At 36.5% G+C, this 17,521-nt stretch carries 12 protein-coding genes; 7 read left to right on the plus strand and 5 right to left on the minus strand.

All coding sequences use genetic code 11. The annotated features are described in order from the left end of the window. Nucleotides 1–140 precede the first annotated feature (140 nt). Nucleotides 141–707 carry a hypothetical protein gene (locus tag KO524_RS11460; protein WP_219294181.1) on the plus strand — a complete coding sequence of 189 codons (567 nt, stop codon included), beginning with the start codon at nt 141–143 and terminating at the stop codon, nt 705–707. Nucleotides 708–1,015: 308 nt separating this feature from the next. Here KO524_RS11460 and KO524_RS11465 read toward each other — a convergent pair whose 3' ends face one another. Then, nucleotides 1,016–1,441, minus strand: coding sequence for a DUF5684 domain-containing protein (locus KO524_RS11465; RefSeq protein WP_219294183.1), 426 nt, complete (start codon nt 1,439–1,441; stop codon nt 1,016–1,018). A gap of 119 nt (nt 1,442–1,560) precedes the next feature. Further along, the gene (locus KO524_RS11470) at nt 1,561–3,252 is read right to left on the minus strand and encodes an RluA family pseudouridine synthase (RefSeq protein WP_219294186.1); all 1,692 of its coding nucleotides are present in this window, start codon (nt 3,250–3,252) and stop codon (nt 1,561–1,563) included. A 307-nt stretch (nt 3,253–3,559) separates the two neighbouring features. Here KO524_RS11470 and ffh point away from each other — a divergent pair, with 307 nt between their 5' ends. From ffh to KO524_RS11500, 6 genes are all read left to right on the plus strand, one after another. Continuing rightward, a complete protein-coding gene (gene ffh / locus KO524_RS11475) occupies nt 3,560–4,897 on the plus strand; it encodes a signal recognition particle protein (protein WP_219294188.1) in 1,338 nt (445 codons plus the stop codon). 83 nt (nt 4,898–4,980) lie between these two features. Then, complete coding sequence (locus KO524_RS11480) at nt 4,981–5,868, plus strand: bifunctional 5,10-methylenetetrahydrofolate dehydrogenase/5,10-methenyltetrahydrofolate cyclohydrolase (RefSeq protein ID WP_219294190.1); 888 nt, start codon at nt 4,981–4,983, stop codon at nt 5,866–5,868. A gap of 97 nt (nt 5,869–5,965) precedes the next feature. Further along, on the plus strand, nt 5,966–7,738 hold the full coding sequence (locus KO524_RS11485; RefSeq protein ID WP_219294192.1) for a DNA mismatch repair protein MutS: 1,773 nt from the start codon (nt 5,966–5,968) through the stop codon (nt 7,736–7,738). Nucleotides 7,739–7,855: 117 nt separating this feature from the next. Then, a complete protein-coding gene (locus KO524_RS11490) occupies nt 7,856–8,470 on the plus strand; it encodes a hypothetical protein (protein ID WP_219294194.1) in 615 nt (204 codons plus the stop codon). Between the two features lie 2 nt (nt 8,471–8,472). Next, nucleotides 8,473–8,763: a transcriptional regulator gene (locus KO524_RS11495; RefSeq protein ID WP_219294196.1), complete on the plus strand. Its 291-nt coding sequence runs from the start codon at nt 8,473–8,475 to the stop codon at nt 8,761–8,763. A gap of 71 nt (nt 8,764–8,834) precedes the next feature. Continuing rightward, nucleotides 8,835–10,310, plus strand: a complete 1,476-nt coding sequence (locus tag KO524_RS11500) for a DUF4173 domain-containing protein (protein ID WP_219294198.1) — start codon at nt 8,835–8,837, stop codon at nt 10,308–10,310. Nucleotides 10,311–10,363: 53 nt separating this feature from the next. On the opposite strand, the gene KO524_RS11505 is transcribed toward KO524_RS11500, so the two are convergent. The 3 genes from KO524_RS11505 to KO524_RS11515 all read right to left on the minus strand — a co-directional run bounded on the left by KO524_RS11505 (nt 10,364) and on the right by KO524_RS11515 (nt 17,117). Further along, nucleotides 10,364–12,064 (minus strand): APC family permease, encoded by a 1,701-nt coding sequence (locus KO524_RS11505; protein ID WP_370629736.1) that lies wholly within the window; start codon nt 12,062–12,064, stop codon nt 10,364–10,366. A gap of 251 nt (nt 12,065–12,315) precedes the next feature. Next, nucleotides 12,316–14,718 (minus strand): TonB-dependent receptor, encoded by a 2,403-nt coding sequence (locus KO524_RS11510; protein ID WP_219294202.1) that lies wholly within the window; start codon nt 14,716–14,718, stop codon nt 12,316–12,318. Between the two features lie 374 nt (nt 14,719–15,092). Further along, complete coding sequence (locus tag KO524_RS11515; protein ID WP_219294204.1) at nt 15,093–17,117, minus strand: TonB-dependent receptor domain-containing protein; 2,025 nt, start codon at nt 17,115–17,117, stop codon at nt 15,093–15,095. Nucleotides 17,118–17,521: the final 404 nt, after the last annotated feature.

Raw genomic sequence — 17,521 nt, forward strand, 5'->3', positions numbered from 1 at the left:
CTTACGGGTATGAATTAACTTAATTTAACACTTGGGATTAGTGTTTTTATTTATATCTTCGGAACCGATTTGTAGTCAAGCTGAATACGAACGATTGTATTTGGGTATTGCTGCAGCATTTTAATAAAAATAAAACACCGATGAAAACAAAAATTACGCTGTTGTTGCTAGTTGTAACAATGACAAATGTCTTTGCTCAAAAAGTAAAATCTGGAAGCTTTGATTTTTTAAAAGGTCAAACGGAAATTAATGTCCTATTTGATTATGCTGACTTAACTGTTGGTAAGAAAAAAATATCGGAAGCAGAATATCTTAAAAAAAGAGCTGCCGATGTAAAAGAGAAGAATCCTAATGAAGATTTTTACAAAGTTTGGGAAGAATACAAAGAGGAAAAATTTCCGAATAAATTTTTTGCTAGCATTAATAAAAGCAGTAAGATTAAATTTTCAAAAAATCCAAAAGCAAAGTATACACTGATTGTTAAGTCAGAATGGTTAAATCCTGGAGTACCTGGTATGACGAATTCACTGCTAAACTCTCGCTTGGTTTTTGTAGAAACTGAAAATCAAAATAAGCAGTTGTTGATTATAGACATTACTAAAGCTAAAGGAAAAAGTATGACAATGAATAGAAATTCAATCATGTCTGAAAGTTATGCTATGACCGGTAAGAAGTTGGGGAATTTTTTGAGTAAAAAAGTAAAATAACTTTAAATATAAATGGTTGTCTCCTAGCTGGAGGTAGCCATTTTTTACAACACTTTGTTTAAAAATCAAGTTGTTTTATTGGTTTTTAAAAGGCATGTTTAGATATTTGAAATAGTTATAAAATAACAAGAGGCTATCCTTTTGAGATAGCCTCTTGTTTTAGAGTTGCGTTTGTTGGAGTCTGTGCTGATGTAAATCTCAGCCAAATAAACTTTTATAAATCTTATTTTTTTGACTGACCCAATCCTTCTATGTGCTTTTTAGTCAATAACTACAAAGGGATTTGCAAATCTCTAGTTTACGTTCGTTTAAACGCGATCAGTTGATGATGGATTAGTACCCTCTGCACCTGCTGGACCTATGTATTTTGCATCTCCAAAACCTAAAATTGGTAAGAAAATAAAGGGTAATAGTATTATACCCACAGTAAAACCTTCTGTTTTTCCGAAACTCTTACTAAGTAGATTGTAAGTCCATATCATAAAAATTATGTTCACTCCTGGAATTAGGAATAAGAAAATCCACCAAAGTGGCTTTCCGATAATTTCCAATAAAACTATAATATTGTATATAGGTATTATAGCTGCCCAGCCCGGTTTTCCTGCTTTCGCAAATATTTTCCATTGGGCAGCGACAATCAGTATGATTACCGCTAAATAGATTATAAAACCAATCATTCCAATTCCAGCTGCTCCTGCAGCAATGGCGTCATTCGTGTAAATTTCCTCGTTCATAAAACTTGAATTTAAATTAATAAAATTTTAAGTATAAAATTAATGCAAAAATAAGTTAAATCATATAAAAATAGTAGTAAATAATATTTATAAAAAGCATTTTAAGGTATAATATCATTCTAAAAAGGGTGTTTTGCTTCGAATATCATTTTTTGTAGGTTGGTCGGATGTGTTAATTCTAGAGATTCAGCATGTAGAAATAATCGAGTGGATTTTTGACCGTATAAGTCGTCACCAAGGATAGCACAGCCCAATCCTAAGTTGTGTGCCGCATGTACACGTAATTGATGCGTTCGACCGGTTATAGGCCAAAAGTGTACTAAAGTATGTTGTTTTCGTCGTTCAATAACCTGCCATTGGGTTTGAGCGGGTTTACCGTATTCATAACAGACAAGTTGTCGCGGGCGATCATCGAGGTCCACACGAAGGGGTAGCTCTATTTCTCCCTTGTCGTCCTTGGGAAAGCCATTTAATAAGGCTACATAGCGTTTTTTTACGCTACGATTAATGAATTGGGCTTGTAAATGTTGATGAGCTTCTTTGGTTTTGGCTATAACTAATATGCCTGAAGTAGCCATGTCTAAGCGATGAATAATCAGTGGCCCCGTTGCTTTGGGATAGCGCTCTTTCATACGTTGGTAAACGGAATCTTGGATATATATTCCAGGTACGGACAAAAACTCTGCGGGTTTGTTAATAACGACCATGTCGGCATCTTCATAGATAATTTCTAGGTCGACACCTAAAGCAGGATTAACGAGTAGCGGATTATCGTCAACGGTTAATCCTTGCAGCATATAATTTAAAATCGGTTCGCACTTACCGCGGCAAGCCGGGTAAAAGTATCCGTGTTTTCGGATTTCGGATTTGGGAGAAGGACCCCACCAAAATTCAGCCATTGCTATGGGCTCTAAATGATTTTGATAAGCGTATTGTAATAAACGCGGAGCAGCACAATCGCCAGCTGCGGCAGGAGGTTGTAATAGTGCCGTTTCTTTAAAAATAGTTAGTACATCTTTGCGTTGACTAAGTGCATTTAAAAATTGATATTGTTCAAACAAACGATTTTGTAAAGCATGGGATTTATTTTTCCGAAAATCTCTTAATTTGCAAATCGTACTTTCAAAAGTATTTAAAGCTGCAAAATGTTGATCCAATCGAATGTTCCATTCTTCTACTAAAACGTTTAATTCGTGCTTGTCTCTTAAACTTTGTTTGATTAAATCGGCATTGTATTCTTGATATACTAAGCTGTCTGTTGAAGCTTCAAGTAGAATCCGTTGTTTTTTACGTTCCTTTTTCTGTTTTTTCAGGACTTCTTTTTTAGCTAGAATCGATTGTTTTGCCTGCTGTTCCAATATAACGTATTCGTCTTTTAATTGTAAAAAACGCCCGTCTTGTTCTAGGGTTTCAATCTGAAAATTAATAGCATTAATCTCTTTTTCTCCTTCGAGAAAAAAACTATCAGGAGCAAACAAATCAAATATTGGTGGCACAAATCGCGATTGTTGTTTGCCGCTGGGAAGTTTGCCGGAATAGGCTGTTAAATAACCCAATTGGTTTTGCTTATTTCGAACAACGAGCACTCCAAACATTTTTCCAACAACTGTTTCTTCCTCACTTTTGAAAATGCCCAGTTCAGGAGCCCATTCCCTATTCAGAAATTGCTGCAATTCTGCTGCGGCTATTTTGGCTAAAGCATGCGGTTCGTAGTAAAAGGGGAAGGTGAATTTTTGAGGTAATTCTATAGTAGAAATATCAGCAGTAAACGCCTCCCATTTTAAATCGGAATCGGACGGATTAAAAGTCATAATGCGGTTTTATAATAAACAAAAATACAACCAATTTTGAATAAAATCGATTTCATTGCGGTAAACCCCGTATATAGGATATTATTATAAATAAATAACCTCTGTGAGATTTAGTCAATTGGCTGTCATTAAAACAACTTATGCGATTCAACGCGAATAGACTAATCTGCGAATAATCGTATAGACGAAGACACAAACAGGCAAATTCTAAAATATTATCATTTTAGCGTAAACTTTAATGATTTAGGCGTTTGCGCCTTTAGTAGTTTATATTATCTTTGTCGATTCAGTATTAAACGATACAATCATGTTTGACAATTTAAGTGATAAATTAGATAAAGCCTTTCATATACTTAAAGGGCACGGAAAAATTACAGAAGTAAACGTTGCCGATACCTTAAAAGAAGTGCGTAGAGCATTATTGGATGCCGATGTCAATTTTAAAATTGCCAAGGACTTTACCAGTAGAGTTAAGGACAAAGCCTTAGGACAAGATGTATTGACCACCCTACAACCGGGGCAGTTGATGATTAAAATCGTTAAGGATGAGTTGATTGAATTGATGGGTGGTGATGTTGCGGGGATTAACCTTTCGGCTTCGCCTTCTATTATTTTAATGTCGGGTTTACAGGGATCTGGAAAAACTACTTTTTCGGGGAAATTAGCTAATTTTCTAAAGACAAAGAAGAATAAAAAACCCTTATTGGTGGCTTGTGATATTTACAGACCAGCGGCCATCAATCAGTTGCAAGTTGTTGGAGAGCAAATTGGTGTAGAAGTCTATACCGAAGAGGGTAATAAAAATGCGGTAGAGATTGCTCAAAACGCAATCAAATATGCGAAATCAAATGGTTTTAATGTCGTTATCGTCGATACGGCAGGACGTTTGGCTGTTGATGAGCAAATGATGACCGAGATTGCCAACGTACATCAAGCTATTCAACCACAAGAAACCTTGTTTGTTGTAGATGCAATGACGGGACAAGATGCGGTTAACACGGCAAAAGCCTTTAACGACCGCTTAAATTTTGATGGGGTAATCCTTACTAAATTGGATGGAGATACTCGTGGAGGAGCTGCAATTTCGATTAAATCGGTAGTTAATAAGCCAATTAAGTTTATTGGTACTGGAGAAAAGATGGATGCAATAGATGTATTCTATCCAGATCGTATGGCCGACCGTATTTTGGGAATGGGTGATGTTATTTCCTTAGTAGAGCGTGCACAGGCGCAATACGATGAGGAAGAAGCGAGAAAAATCCAAAAGAAAATCGCTAAAAATGAATTTGGTTTTGACGATTTCCTTTCTCAAATTCAGCAAGTAAAGAAAATGGGTAATATGAAGGACTTGGTAGGTATGATACCGGGAGTAGGTAAGGCGTTAAAAGATGTGGACATCGAAGACGATGCCTTTAAACACATCGAGGCTATTATCCATTCGATGACTCCAGAAGAACGTACCAAGCCGGTTTTGTTAGACGCCAAAAGAAAAGCGCGTATTGCCAAAGGGTCTGGAACAGATATTCAACAAGTCAATCAGTTGTTAAAGCAATTTGACCAGATGAGTAAAATGATGAAGATGATGCAAGGAGCTAAAGGAAAAAACCTGATGCGCATGATGGGCAACTTAAAAGGAATGCAATAATATATACTAATTAAGGTTTAAGGTTCGCCACGAAGTTTAGACCTTATTTATTTTGAGAAAACAACACATAACATTTTATATCAATGCAACTACTAGACGGTAATAAGGTATCTAACGATATCAAAGATGAAATTGCAGCCGAAGTTTCGAAAATGGTGGAAAAAGGGGAGAAGGTTCCTCATTTAGCCGCTGTGATTGTAGGAAACGATGGAGCTAGTTTAACTTATGTAGGAAGTAAAGTTAAGGCGTGTGAACGCGTTGGATTTGAATCTACTATGGTGCGTATGTCGGGAACTACTTCTGAGGTCGAACTGTTGGCTAAAATTCAAGAATTGAATGAAAACGACGATATAGACGGTTTTATCATTCAATTGCCTTTGCCTCCGCAAATCGATACCCAAAAAGTTTTAATGGCGGTTGATCCTAGTAAAGATGTCGATGGATTTCATCCGGAGAATTTTGGAAAAATGGCATTGGATATGACTACTTTCATTCCTGCAACTCCGTTTGGAATTTTGGAATTATTAGAGCGCTATAATGTAGATACTCAAGGTAAACATACGGTGGTTATTGGTCGTTCCCACATTGTTGGTCGTCCGATGAGTATATTGATGGGGAGAAAGGGATTTCCAGGAAACTCCACAGTAACTTTAACACATAGCCATACGAAAAACATTACACAGATTACTTCACAAGCAGATATTATCATTTCAGCATTAGGAGTTCCCAATTTCTTAAAAGCCGAAATGGTCAAAGACGATGTAGTTATTATCGACGTAGGTATTACACGTGTACCAGACGAAAATGCTCCTCGTGGATATAGAATTACCGGCGATGTCGATTTTGAAAACGTTAGTAAAAAAGCGTCTTTTATAACTCCAGTTCCCGGAGGAGTAGGCCCGATGACCATTTCAATGTTGTTGAAAAACACACTTTTGGCTAGAGAGCGACGTGCGTTGATGAAACAATAAACAAAAAATCAAATTCAATATATGAAAAACCATCCTTAATTCTTTGAGGATGGTTTTTTTTAGATGTAATTTGTAGTTGTTAACCAAGAATATATCCATGGATTTATATCAAAAATTTTTCGATCAGTTTGCTGCTAAGTTTCACCTTTTAAGAAAAAAGTATCGCATTGTTGGTACTGTTAGACTCGTCGTGGTACTTGCGATAATCTATTTGTTTTATAAATTTTTACGTACCGAACAATCGAGTTATCTATGGATGGTTTTAGGATTGGTCGTGTTTTTTGTTATACTGATGCGAATTCACATGAGTATGTCGTGGAAAATGCGTTACCAACAAGCCCTGATGGAACTCAATGAGGAAGAAATAGCCTTTATAAAAGAGGATAAGACCGCATTCGATGATGGTAAGGAGTTTTTAGAAACACAACACCCTTATACTTACGATTTAGATATATTTGGATCCAAATCGCTCTTTCAGTTTCTTAATAGAACCCGTTCTCATATAGGGAAATTACAATTAGCAAATCTCTTAAACAAGGTTTTACCGGCTAATGAAATATTGGAAAATCAGGAAGCGGTTAAAGAGTTATCTACTCAAATTGAGTGGCGACAAGATATTAGTGCTTTGTCGAAAATGGCCCCGATTCAAAGTAAAGAATACGAGCGAATTAAAATGTGGGCAAATAGCAATACGGAAACCTTGTCGACTTGGCGTAGTATTTTGTCGTTTGTTGTGCCGGTCATGCTGTTGATTTCAATTCTCGGTACTTGGCTGTTGGAACAGCAGTTTTGGGGGTATTTGGTTTCATTACTTTTTACGGTCAATCTGATTTTGGCTACTTCGAAAACTCGGGATATACAGAAGGAAATCATTGGTGCAGATAAGATACACGAAACCATAAATAACTACAGTACGATTATAAGGAAAATAGAGAAAAGCGAATTTAAAGGCGCTAAGTTACGGCGTTATATTGAGGTTTTTAGTAATGGTGATCGAAAAGCCAGCCGCGAACTAAAAGAGTTGTCCGATTATTTTGAAAAGATAAACACCATTGCTAACGTCTTTGTGATGGTCGTTTTTAACGGTTTTTTCCAATATCATATTCACGTCTTACAAGGCTTGCTGAAATGGAAAAAGCAACATGCGGGTTTCGTTCCAATTTGGTTAGATGCTATTGGAGAAATAGAAGCATTAAATGCCTTAGCTAATTATTCGTATAACAATAGAGGTTATTGCTTTCCGAGTGTAAACACGGAGGCAAAGATGACTTTTAAGGACTTAGGACATCCGTTAATCAATGCGTCTAAACGCGTAACTAACGATATTGATTTTTCGAATCAACGCTTTGTTATATTGACTGGATCCAATATGTCCGGAAAGAGTACTTTTTTGAGAACCGTTGGGATCAATTTGGTATTAGCGGGAATAGGTGCACCAATTTGCAGCTCCAAAGCCAGTTTCTTTCCGATGCCAATTTTCGTTTCTATGCGTTTGGAAGACTCTCTAAGCGATAGCGAGTCTTATTTCTATGCAGAGGTTAAAAGATTGAAATTGATTGTGGAATCGGTCAAAGAACAACCGTGTTTTGTATTGTTAGACGAAATCTTACGCGGAACCAACTCTGACGACAAACAGTCTGGAACCATAGGAGTTATATTAAAATTGATTAACGACCAGACTTTTGGAATGATTGCAACGCACGACTTAGAGGTTTGTGAAATTACTAAGGATCATCCGACGATTTTGACTAATAAATGTTTTGAAGTGGAAATGCATGACGACGAACTCTTCTTTGACTATAAAATACACGACGGTATTTGCAAAAATAAAAATGCCACCTTTATCATGAAAAAAATGGGAATTATTTAATTCCCATTTTTTTTGTCGTTAATTTATCATCTAAATAGTTGTGTATTTAAAAATTTCAAATAACTTTGCAGCACAAAGTATAGCTATCACAGTCTTTAACCTTAAATGCTATTTAATATGAAAAACAACACTATGGATGATCTGGCGCATATCCGCGAGATGATGGAACGCTCATCTCGATTTATCTCGCTCAGTGGTTTGTCTGGAATTGTTGCTGGTTGTTTAGGTTTAGTAGGTGCATTCGGGGCTTATCTCTTAATGCAACGGTCGGGATTGGACTATTTTGAAAAGGGTGTGCAAACATATAGTAGTAGTTTGACGGTAGAATTGTTGATTTTAGCCGTGTCAGTTTTGTTGCTTGCCGTTTTGTTTGGGATTTATTTCACTGTGAAAAAAAGTCGCCGCTTGGATTTACCTATTTGGACTGCTACCACCAAGAAAATGATCTTTAGTTTGGGTGTTCCCTTGGTAGCAGGTGCTGTTTTTTGTGGAGCCATGCTGTTTCAGAATCATTTTGATTTAATCGCACCTTCTTTGTTGATTTTCTATGGACTAGCTTTGATTAACGTAGAAAAGTATACTTATGCGGATGTGCGATTTTTGGGTATTCTAGAATTGAGTTTAGGTTTAGTTGCTCTGTTTAATTTAGGGTTAGGTTTAGTATTTTGGGCTATAGGTTTTGGAGTTTTACATGTGTTGTACGGTATTATTCTCTATAAAAAGTACAATTAGTCATGGGAATTATCGACGGTTTAAATAAAGATTTTGAGAGCAGGGTTCGACTCGGTATGCTATCTATTTTGATGGTCAACGACTGGGTGGATTTTAACGAAATGAAACAACTCTTAAAAGTAACTGACGGTAATTTGGCAAGCCATTCCAATGCCCTAGAGAAAAAGGAGTATCTAGAAGTTAAAAAAGAGTTTATTGGTAAAAAACCGAGAACCTCTTACAAAGCAACTGCACTGGGAAAGCAAGTGTTTAAAAAGCATTTAGAGGCTTTAGAAAAATTAATGAGACCTTAACAGGCTTATTTTTTTACCCTTTTGCTTTGTATTGCAAAGTACTTTTGAAATAATAATTAAAAAATTGAGAAATGAAAAAACAAATTTTAATCGGGTTGTCTGTATTGTTGTTTATCTTTTTGTTCTACAAACAGGGTTTGGGAATTAATGTTGCGGTGTTTGCTATAGCTTTATTGGGGTTTACGGTAAATAAGTTCCCTGCAATTTATCAATCCGCTAGGGGAAAATTTTTAATAAGTGCTGTAGTGTTGACATCATTTTCTTTTGCCTGGTTACCTGATTTTAGTAGTTTTTTCGCATTGATGGTGTCGTTGACGTTATTGCGTATGTATGCAGAGGACGCTCGCTTAAATTGGATGTTTGCACCTGCTGTTTTTATCGTAAATAGCTTTTCGGTTATATACAGGGTTTTTCTGCGAAACCTCTGGATAGAGGGAGATTTTAAAGTTAAAAATCAGTATGCTTTAAAGCTGCTGATGTATATGGTAATTCCGTTGATTTTCATAAGTGGTTTTGTAGTTATTTACACGAGTAATAGCGATTATTTATCTCATATAGTTTCGTCTGTTCACTGGGAATTTGATGTTTGGTCCTTGTTGGTTTATGTAGTGTTGGGAATTTGCATTTCATTTGTGTATTGGGACTGTTGGATTTTAGAGACGATTAAGTCCAATAACTCCAAGTGGAAGCCAACATTTGATAGGGGCAGTAAGGATAAAATTCAAAATATGTTCTCGTCAGTTGATTTGGATCTAGAGCGTAGGAGTGGTGAAATAACCTTGTTATTGTTAAATGTTTTTCTTGCAGTTTTCTTAGTGTTTTATAATTACGAACAATTTTTTGACCCATTTGTTGAAGGTAATTTAAGTGCTCAGACGCATCAACGCGTCAATTCACTTATTTTATCGATTGTTATGGCAATTGGATTATTGTTGCTGTATTTTAAGGGTGGTTTTAATTTTGATGTAAAAGCAAAACGGTTGAGAAGGCTTGCCTTTACTTGGATTGTATTGAACACAATCATGGTAGTAAGCACTTGCATTAAAAATTTGGAGTACGTTGTGGCATGGGGATTGACGTATAAACGATTAGGCGTTTTTGTGTTTTTAATGCTGTGTGTGATAGGACTGCTTTTTACTTATTCGAAAATAAAGGATAAGAAGACTAATTTTTATTTAGTGGATCGGATGTGTATCGTATTTTTTGTTTGCTTGCTAGTTTGTGGAGTTTTCAATTGGAGTGCACTTATTACGCGTTACAATTTGATGACCGATAAAATTGATTGGAATTATTTAAAAGAAATTGATTCGGGTAATGAATTTTTATTGTTGGACTATGCACAACAAAAGAATATCGACACTGGGCAGTATGGGATTGATATTAAGAATTTAATATATAGTGTAACTCAGCAACAGCGAAAAGACGTCCGATCGATGGGCCTATATTACCAAACTGTCGATTTGGTGACAACCTATCGCGAGCCGATTAATGCTGATATAGATCAAGAGGAATCATCGGCTGTTACCGACGATAGACCTATCGAATAAGCCATTTTTATAGCTAAAGTAAAGCCCTGCTGTTAGAGCAGGGCTTTGTGTTTTTAAGAAGTTGATTGTTCGGAAGAAGCCGCTTGTGATCGGCGAAGCCCGCTGTGCTTATAACCATAAAAGATATAAACGACCATGCCAATGGCAAACCATACCAAAAACCAAAACCAGTTGTTGTGTGTCATTCCCGTTAGTAAATACATACAAGAGGCGAGTCCCAACAACGGTATAAGGGATAATTTTTTAAAAAATGTCAATATACTTAGCCCAAATAAAACCACTAAATAAATACTCATTGAAAGTCGGAATTCGCCCTCTTTTGGATCTCCCCATTGCAAGATGGTTTTAAAAAATTCGGGATACAAATAATAGAAGGTGACTACGGCTATGATACACAACCATGGAAACACGTATTTGGCATTGACAAAGGGAATTTTAAATTGTCCTTTTTCCTTTTTGGGTTGTGGGTAAAATAAAATTCCACCACAAACTATGCAAAATGCAAAGATGGTTCCTATACTGGTAAAGTCGAGAATAAACGATTTCTCAGTAAAAAAAATAGGTATGGCTACGATAATACCGGTTACTATGGTCGCAAACGATGGGGTTTTGTATTTGGGATGTATGGTTTGAAATTTTTTAGGCAACAAACCGTCTTTACTCATCACATACCAAATACGCGGTTGACCCATTTGATAAACGAGTAAAACCGTGGTTATCGCAATAACACCAACGATGGAAATGATGAATTCCATCCAGATTAAATTGGCGTTGCTGCTGTTAAAAATAAAAGAAAGGGGATCGCCAATACCGTCAAAAGCGCGGTAATCGACCATACCTGTCAATACCAACACCAAAAGCACATAGACCGTGGTACAAACTACTAAGGTAATCATCATGGCTCGCGGTAAATCGCGTTTGGGGTCTTTACACTCTTCAGAGAGCACACTAAGCGCATCAAAACCTACATAGGCAAAGAAAACGCCACTTACGGCTGCCATAACACCCGAAAAACCGTTAGGCATCATCGATCGTACGTTAGTTTCAGCATTGAGCGGTGTCCAATTGGACAAGTCGATATAAAAGGAACCGACTATGATAATGAGCACTATGGCGATGAGTTTTATCAATACAAAAACATTGTTGAGATTTCGACTTTCCTTGATACCGATGTAACAAACATAGGTGATGAATAGATTGATACACAATGCCGGAACGTCTACGATTATTTTGAGATTTCCCAACATGGGTGCGTGTTCCCAAGCATTGATTAATCGTTCGTTTAAGGTGCCGCTTAAAATACCTTTTTGGGCTTCAAAGTAACTCGTGGATAAAAATTCGGGTATATGGATACCGAGGTTCTTCATCAAGGACGTAAAATAGTTGGACCAAGAGAAGGAAACAAAAACATTTCCAAAACTGTATTCCATAATTAGTGTCCAACCGATAATCCAAGCGACTATCTCTCCAAAGGAAGCATAGGCATAGGTATAAGCACTACCAGCAGTAGGTATTCTACTGGCAAATTCGGCATAACACATGGCGGTAAAACAGCAGGCAAAACCACAAATGATATAAAGAAAAATTACACCAGGTCCTCCAGCAAAAATCGCTTCGCCCAAACTGCTAAAACTACCAGCTCCAATAATCGAAGCAATTCCGAGAAAAACAATATCACCCAAGCCCAAAACTTTCTTTAATTCACTAGGTGCGGCTGCGGCATTATAATCTTTTCTTGTTAGCAAATTTTTAATTAGGCTCATGAGTATCTTTTAGTGTAAGTAAATCTTTGTAGTGAAAAATGGATAAGCAAGTTGCAAATATAGTCATGCAGTGAAAGATATAAAACTATTTTTAATTTTATAAAGGTGTAAAGTAAAAAACAGTTGGAAGATTTAGGACAGTTACTAATAAAAAAAACCTCCCAGGATTGGGAGGTTTAATTGAAATAAAGTTTTTTTTATAAAAGAACCCGTATATATAAACGTTCGACTTTCTTTATAAATTAGAATTTATAAGTCAATTGAGCCGCAAAATTTCTAGGGTCGATTTCGTTGATATAACCTCCTCTAAAGTAAGAAGTGTATCCCAAGGCTTCACCTAAGTTATTTCCGAATACGCGTAAAGTAGCATTTTTATAAGTATAGCTAACTTGAGCATTAAGGGTAATATAAGAAGGCATATCAAAAGGTTTGATTCCCGGTTTAGTACCATGACTATCTGTTACCATAGAATATTCGTTTACCGGTCTTTCTCCGATGTAATAAGCTCCAAAACCGATACCTAATCCTTTAAGAGTTCCTTGTGAAACTTGGTAATTTGCCCAAGCGTTTACCGTGTGTTTGGCTGCGTTAGACGGAGCAGAACCCTCAACATAAGCAGGGCTGTTTTTGTATTGAGCATCTAAATAAGCATATCCTAAAATTACTTGTAAGTCGTTGGTAATTTTACCTGTAATATCAACCTCAAATCCGGTTCTCTTTAAATCTCCTGCTAAAATATAAGTTGATTCAGGAACACCGTTTTTGTAAACTTGTGCAGCTAAGTTTTCATTGTTAAGGATAAAATACGTAAAGTTAAAGCCTAATCGCTCATTCATCCAATCCGATTTAAATCCGAATTCGATTTGTTTGGTTTTAGAAGTTCCTACTGTACCACCTTCTTCCAATTTGTTGTTAGAACTACGGTTGCTACTAGTTGTTGTGTAGGATCCGAATACATTGATGTTTTTGGTAGGTGATAGGATTAATCCATATAAAGGATCCCAAGCATCTGCGGTTTTGTCCTTGTTTGTATTACCGTTTAGGCGGCTGTATCTAAGTCCTAACATCGCTTTGATATAAGGGGTGATTTCAATAAAGTCTTGTGCCATTACACCGATTGTTGGTGTATTCGTTGTTATGCTTCCTTTACCTACAAAATAATATCCGTCAGGTAAATCATTGGAGATTGGTCCAGAAACATTAATTTCATCAACCGAATTGTTCGCTTCTAAATTGTCTTTTCTATTAGCATTGAACGTTCCAAATCCTTCAGTTATAAGGGTGTTTTGTCTATAGTCAAATCCCACTTGAAAAGTGTGTTTTAATACACCAGTTTGTATGTCTTTTCCAACTAAATCAATTTGGAGTACGGAATTTTTGTCGTTCGTAAATGTTTTAGCCAATCCACGTTGTCTAATAAACGGGTCTCCAACTTTGGCGCTAAATCCGCTAATAGTAGAAGCTTCATTATCGGTTTTGCTAATGGAGTTCATCGAAGCAATACGCAAGCTTAGGTTGTCGGTTAATTCTCTCTGAAAACGAGCAGAATAGTTAAAAGCATCTACATTGTTTCGATCGCTTTTAAAACCTAAAAACTTGTTATGAGGCATTTCATATAATTTATTTACGTCAATTTCACCTAAATTAATGGTTCCTCTATCTGGAGTAACGGATGCACCCAAATAATCCATTTCTACGTTTAAAGTACTTTTGTTGTCTATTTTCCATTCAAGAGAAGGATTAAAATAAATTTTTTCTTTTTCGGTATTTACTCTAAAACCGTCGGCTTTTTCATAAGCGGCGTTTACACGTAGGGAAACCGTTTCTTTTTTGTCTAAAATTTGTTCAAAATCTACTGTCGGACGAATCTGATTCCAGCTTCCACCTCTAAATCCAACTTCGGTTTGATTGCGGAAATTAGGGGTTTTAGTAACTACGTTAATCACACCACCAGCACTTCCTAGTCCATCGCCAAAACCTTGACCTACAGCAGCAGACCCACGAATTACTTGTACACTTTCAACACCTTGCATATCTGTAACAGCAGATGCGGTTCTAAAATCAGAATCCATCATCACACCGTTTCTTAAAACCGGAGTTCCTCTGAATCCACGGATAGTCATACTTTCCTTTACACCACCATAACTACTGAACATGGTTACACCCGCAACGTTTTTCGCTGCATCGGTGATTGTCAAGGCTCCTTGTTCCTTAATTATCGCATCGGATACGATGCTGATAGATTGAACCTGATCTTTTATTTTTAACGGTAAGCGGGTTAAATTCTGTACTTTTCGCTGATTTTTATTATCGTTAGTGAAAAGCTCAATAGTATTTAACTCGTTGTCCGAATTTTTTAAGCTGAAATTGATATTTTGGTCGTCTTTTGTTACGGTCACGTTTTGTGCAATACTTACATAACCAATCAATTGTATTTTAACGAGTTGTACGCCTGGTTTAAGATTTCTTAAAGTAAACTCCCCGCGCTCATTGGTTTGAGTGGATTGTTTGGCAGACTCAATAAAAACGGTCGCAAATGCAACGGGTTTATTATTCTCGTCGTTTACACGACCTTTTAACTTCGAATTTTGGGCATAACCAAAACTTAAAGAAAACAACATTAAAAAAGTTAATACAGCTTTCATAGCAATTATTTATTTAGACTTAATTTAAACAATTGCAAAAATAAGTAATTTTATTATATATAATCAATATGAATAGAGGGGATTGTAAAAAATGTAATTGTTTCCTATTCTTTATGATAAAACTGATATTTATGTTTATTTGTAGATTTAAAATTGATGAATAATTATTTTTTTGTTAAAGTTACAGTCCTAATAAAAAAGGCTGGGGTTGTGTTTTTGTGTGAAATTCGTTTGTTAGTCCTAAGTAAACGCACTTATTTAGACTAATTCGTCTTTTGGGGTGTCTTGTACTCAAAAGTTAAGGTGTTTTTCTTTAACAAAAAACCTCATGTCAAAACCGCTGTTTGACATGAGGCTGGTAGCAATGATTTTTTTTAAAAATGAAAAAGGGCACCCATTTGGTATCTTCTACCATCTAATCTAAAAGTGTGGTCTTCTCGAGTGATTTCTTTGTTGAGTAGATTGTATGCACCGGCTGTGATGGAAAGCTGTTTGGTTACTTTCCACGCACTCCCCAAGTCTAATAATACATAACTCGGAACAGTGTTGTTGGCGCTCGATCTACCCCAAGAAACGGGTGTTTTATCTTGAAAATTCATTCGGGTCCACAATTGCACAACTTTGGAAGGATCCCATTCTAAGGTTGAAATAATGATGTGTTTTGGTGAATTGAGAACAGCATATCCCTTTCCATCTCCGGAGGTTATTTCACTTTGTGTAAAAGTATAGGCGTTTTTGATTCTAAAATCATTGGTGAAGTTCCAGTTGAGTGTTAATTCCATTCCTAACATTTTGGCTCCATCTAAATTGATGCGCTCTTCGATAAAACGATACGGATTTCCTTGGAATTCCAAATTTCCATCAGGGAGTACTGCATATTTATTACCGTGCTCTGCAACGTTTTTGGCATCGATTCTAAAGGTTGATAGTTTATCGTAAAAACGCGTATGGTAAAAGGTTATACTAGTAGATAGACCTTTGCTGTTTTCCCACATAGCGGTAATTTCTTGATTAAAAGAAGTTTCGGGTTTTAAATCTGAATTACCTATAATCACACCCGGGATAGGTTGTGAACCGCCACCTGTAATTTGTCCCCAAGCTTCGCTACTTTGTCGCAGACCCGGCGCTTTGTAACCCGAGGCGACTCCTCCCTTTAAAGTGAACTGCTCGTTGATGTTCCAAATTAAATAACCTCTGGGGGTTACTTTTGTCCCATAATTTTCGTCTTTTTCAAAACGACCAGCGGTGACTACGTTAAAATCTGGTAAGACATTCCAGTTTCCCTCTACGAAAAGCGATAAATTCCAGCGTTCCAATTCGCTAAGGCGACCAGTAGGGCCAGTGAATAAATTCCCAAAATCTTCAAGTTTTTCCTGTCTAAATTCTCCACCAACGGTAATGCGATGGCTATATAGGCTGAAGTTGGTGTTGGAATTTATAATCAGACTCTTGTATTTCATATCGCGACCCGGATTTTTCGATTCGTCTAATTGTATATAATTTAAGGTTTTGGTTTTACTATAATCGCCTTCGTGTGTCAAAGCCCAACTGTCGCGTTCATAGTTGCTGATGCTGGGTTTGCTTTTTTCAGAAGCAGATAAACCCGGAGTGCTGATACGATCTTGACGGCTGTAATTATAGCCTAAGGTCAAATTGTCTCTTTGGGTTAATTGTCCATTAAATTCCACGCTACCGTTTTTCATTTTTTGTTCATTGTATCCTCCGAGTATTTTATCCTCATCTCTTTGAGAGTATAATCCGCTGGCTTTTACCCCCAATATTCCAGCTATTATTGGACCAGAAATACTGGCATTAGCTTGATAGATATTACCCGAATCATCGTTTTCTTGTACAGTTATGTCGGATGCTAATGAGCCGTACCAAGCCGTATGGGATGGTTTATGAGTGATGATGTTGATAACACCACCCATAGCATCCGATCCATAGAGCGACGACATCGGTCCTTTGATTACTTCGATTCGCTTAATGCTGGATATGGGGGGCATCCAGCCCTGTTCTATACCTGAATTATCTGAATTGGGGCGAGTCTCTCGCGAATTTACGCGCTTGCCATCAATCATGATTAAAGTATAGTTTGGATTGGCTCCACGTATAGAGATATCAGATGTACTACCACCTCCAGTAATCATGACACCGGGTACGTCTCTTAGGGCGTCTGTAATATCCCGGTAGGCTTTCTTTTGTATTTCCTTTTGCGTAAGGACCGAAATGGTAGCAGGAGTATTTTTGATTTTTTGTTCATAACCGGCTCCTGTTATGGTGATTTCATTTAGGATACTGTGGTCTTTTTTGCTGTAGAGTGTATCCTGAGATTTGTTTTGAGCCTGTATGCTTGTAAAAGTTAAAACAAGCATACAATAGGAAATATAGTACTTCATTTATAAATATTTTTATTTAGACTTAATTAAAACAGTATAAAAGTATCATAATATTTTACACAAAAAAAATAAAGTTGGCTTTTTTTAACAAGCTTTCTATGGGTTTGGTTGTTGATTTAATTGTTTTTTTCTTAAAAATAAAAAGCACACTGCTATAAATTTTAGACGATTTATTTGTATTTTGAATAATTTCTCTTTTTTTTTGAGAATTAAATATTTTATTTTCTAAGATTGGAAGGATGGTTTGAATAGGGGATTGGTTTGTTCTACATAAAGTAATACTGTCTTAATAGACCGTGATTTTAGCAATTTATGCAATAGGGTGTCGCTGGATTCTAACAAGGCTACTACGCGATAGTAAACAGGGAGTTTGCGAATAATAAAAGCTCCTTTTTATAGTAAAA

This window comes from Flavobacterium sp. NKUCC04_CG (assembly GCF_019345525.1).
In the GTDB taxonomy this organism is placed as follows: Bacteria; Bacteroidota; Bacteroidia; order Flavobacteriales; family Flavobacteriaceae; genus Flavobacterium.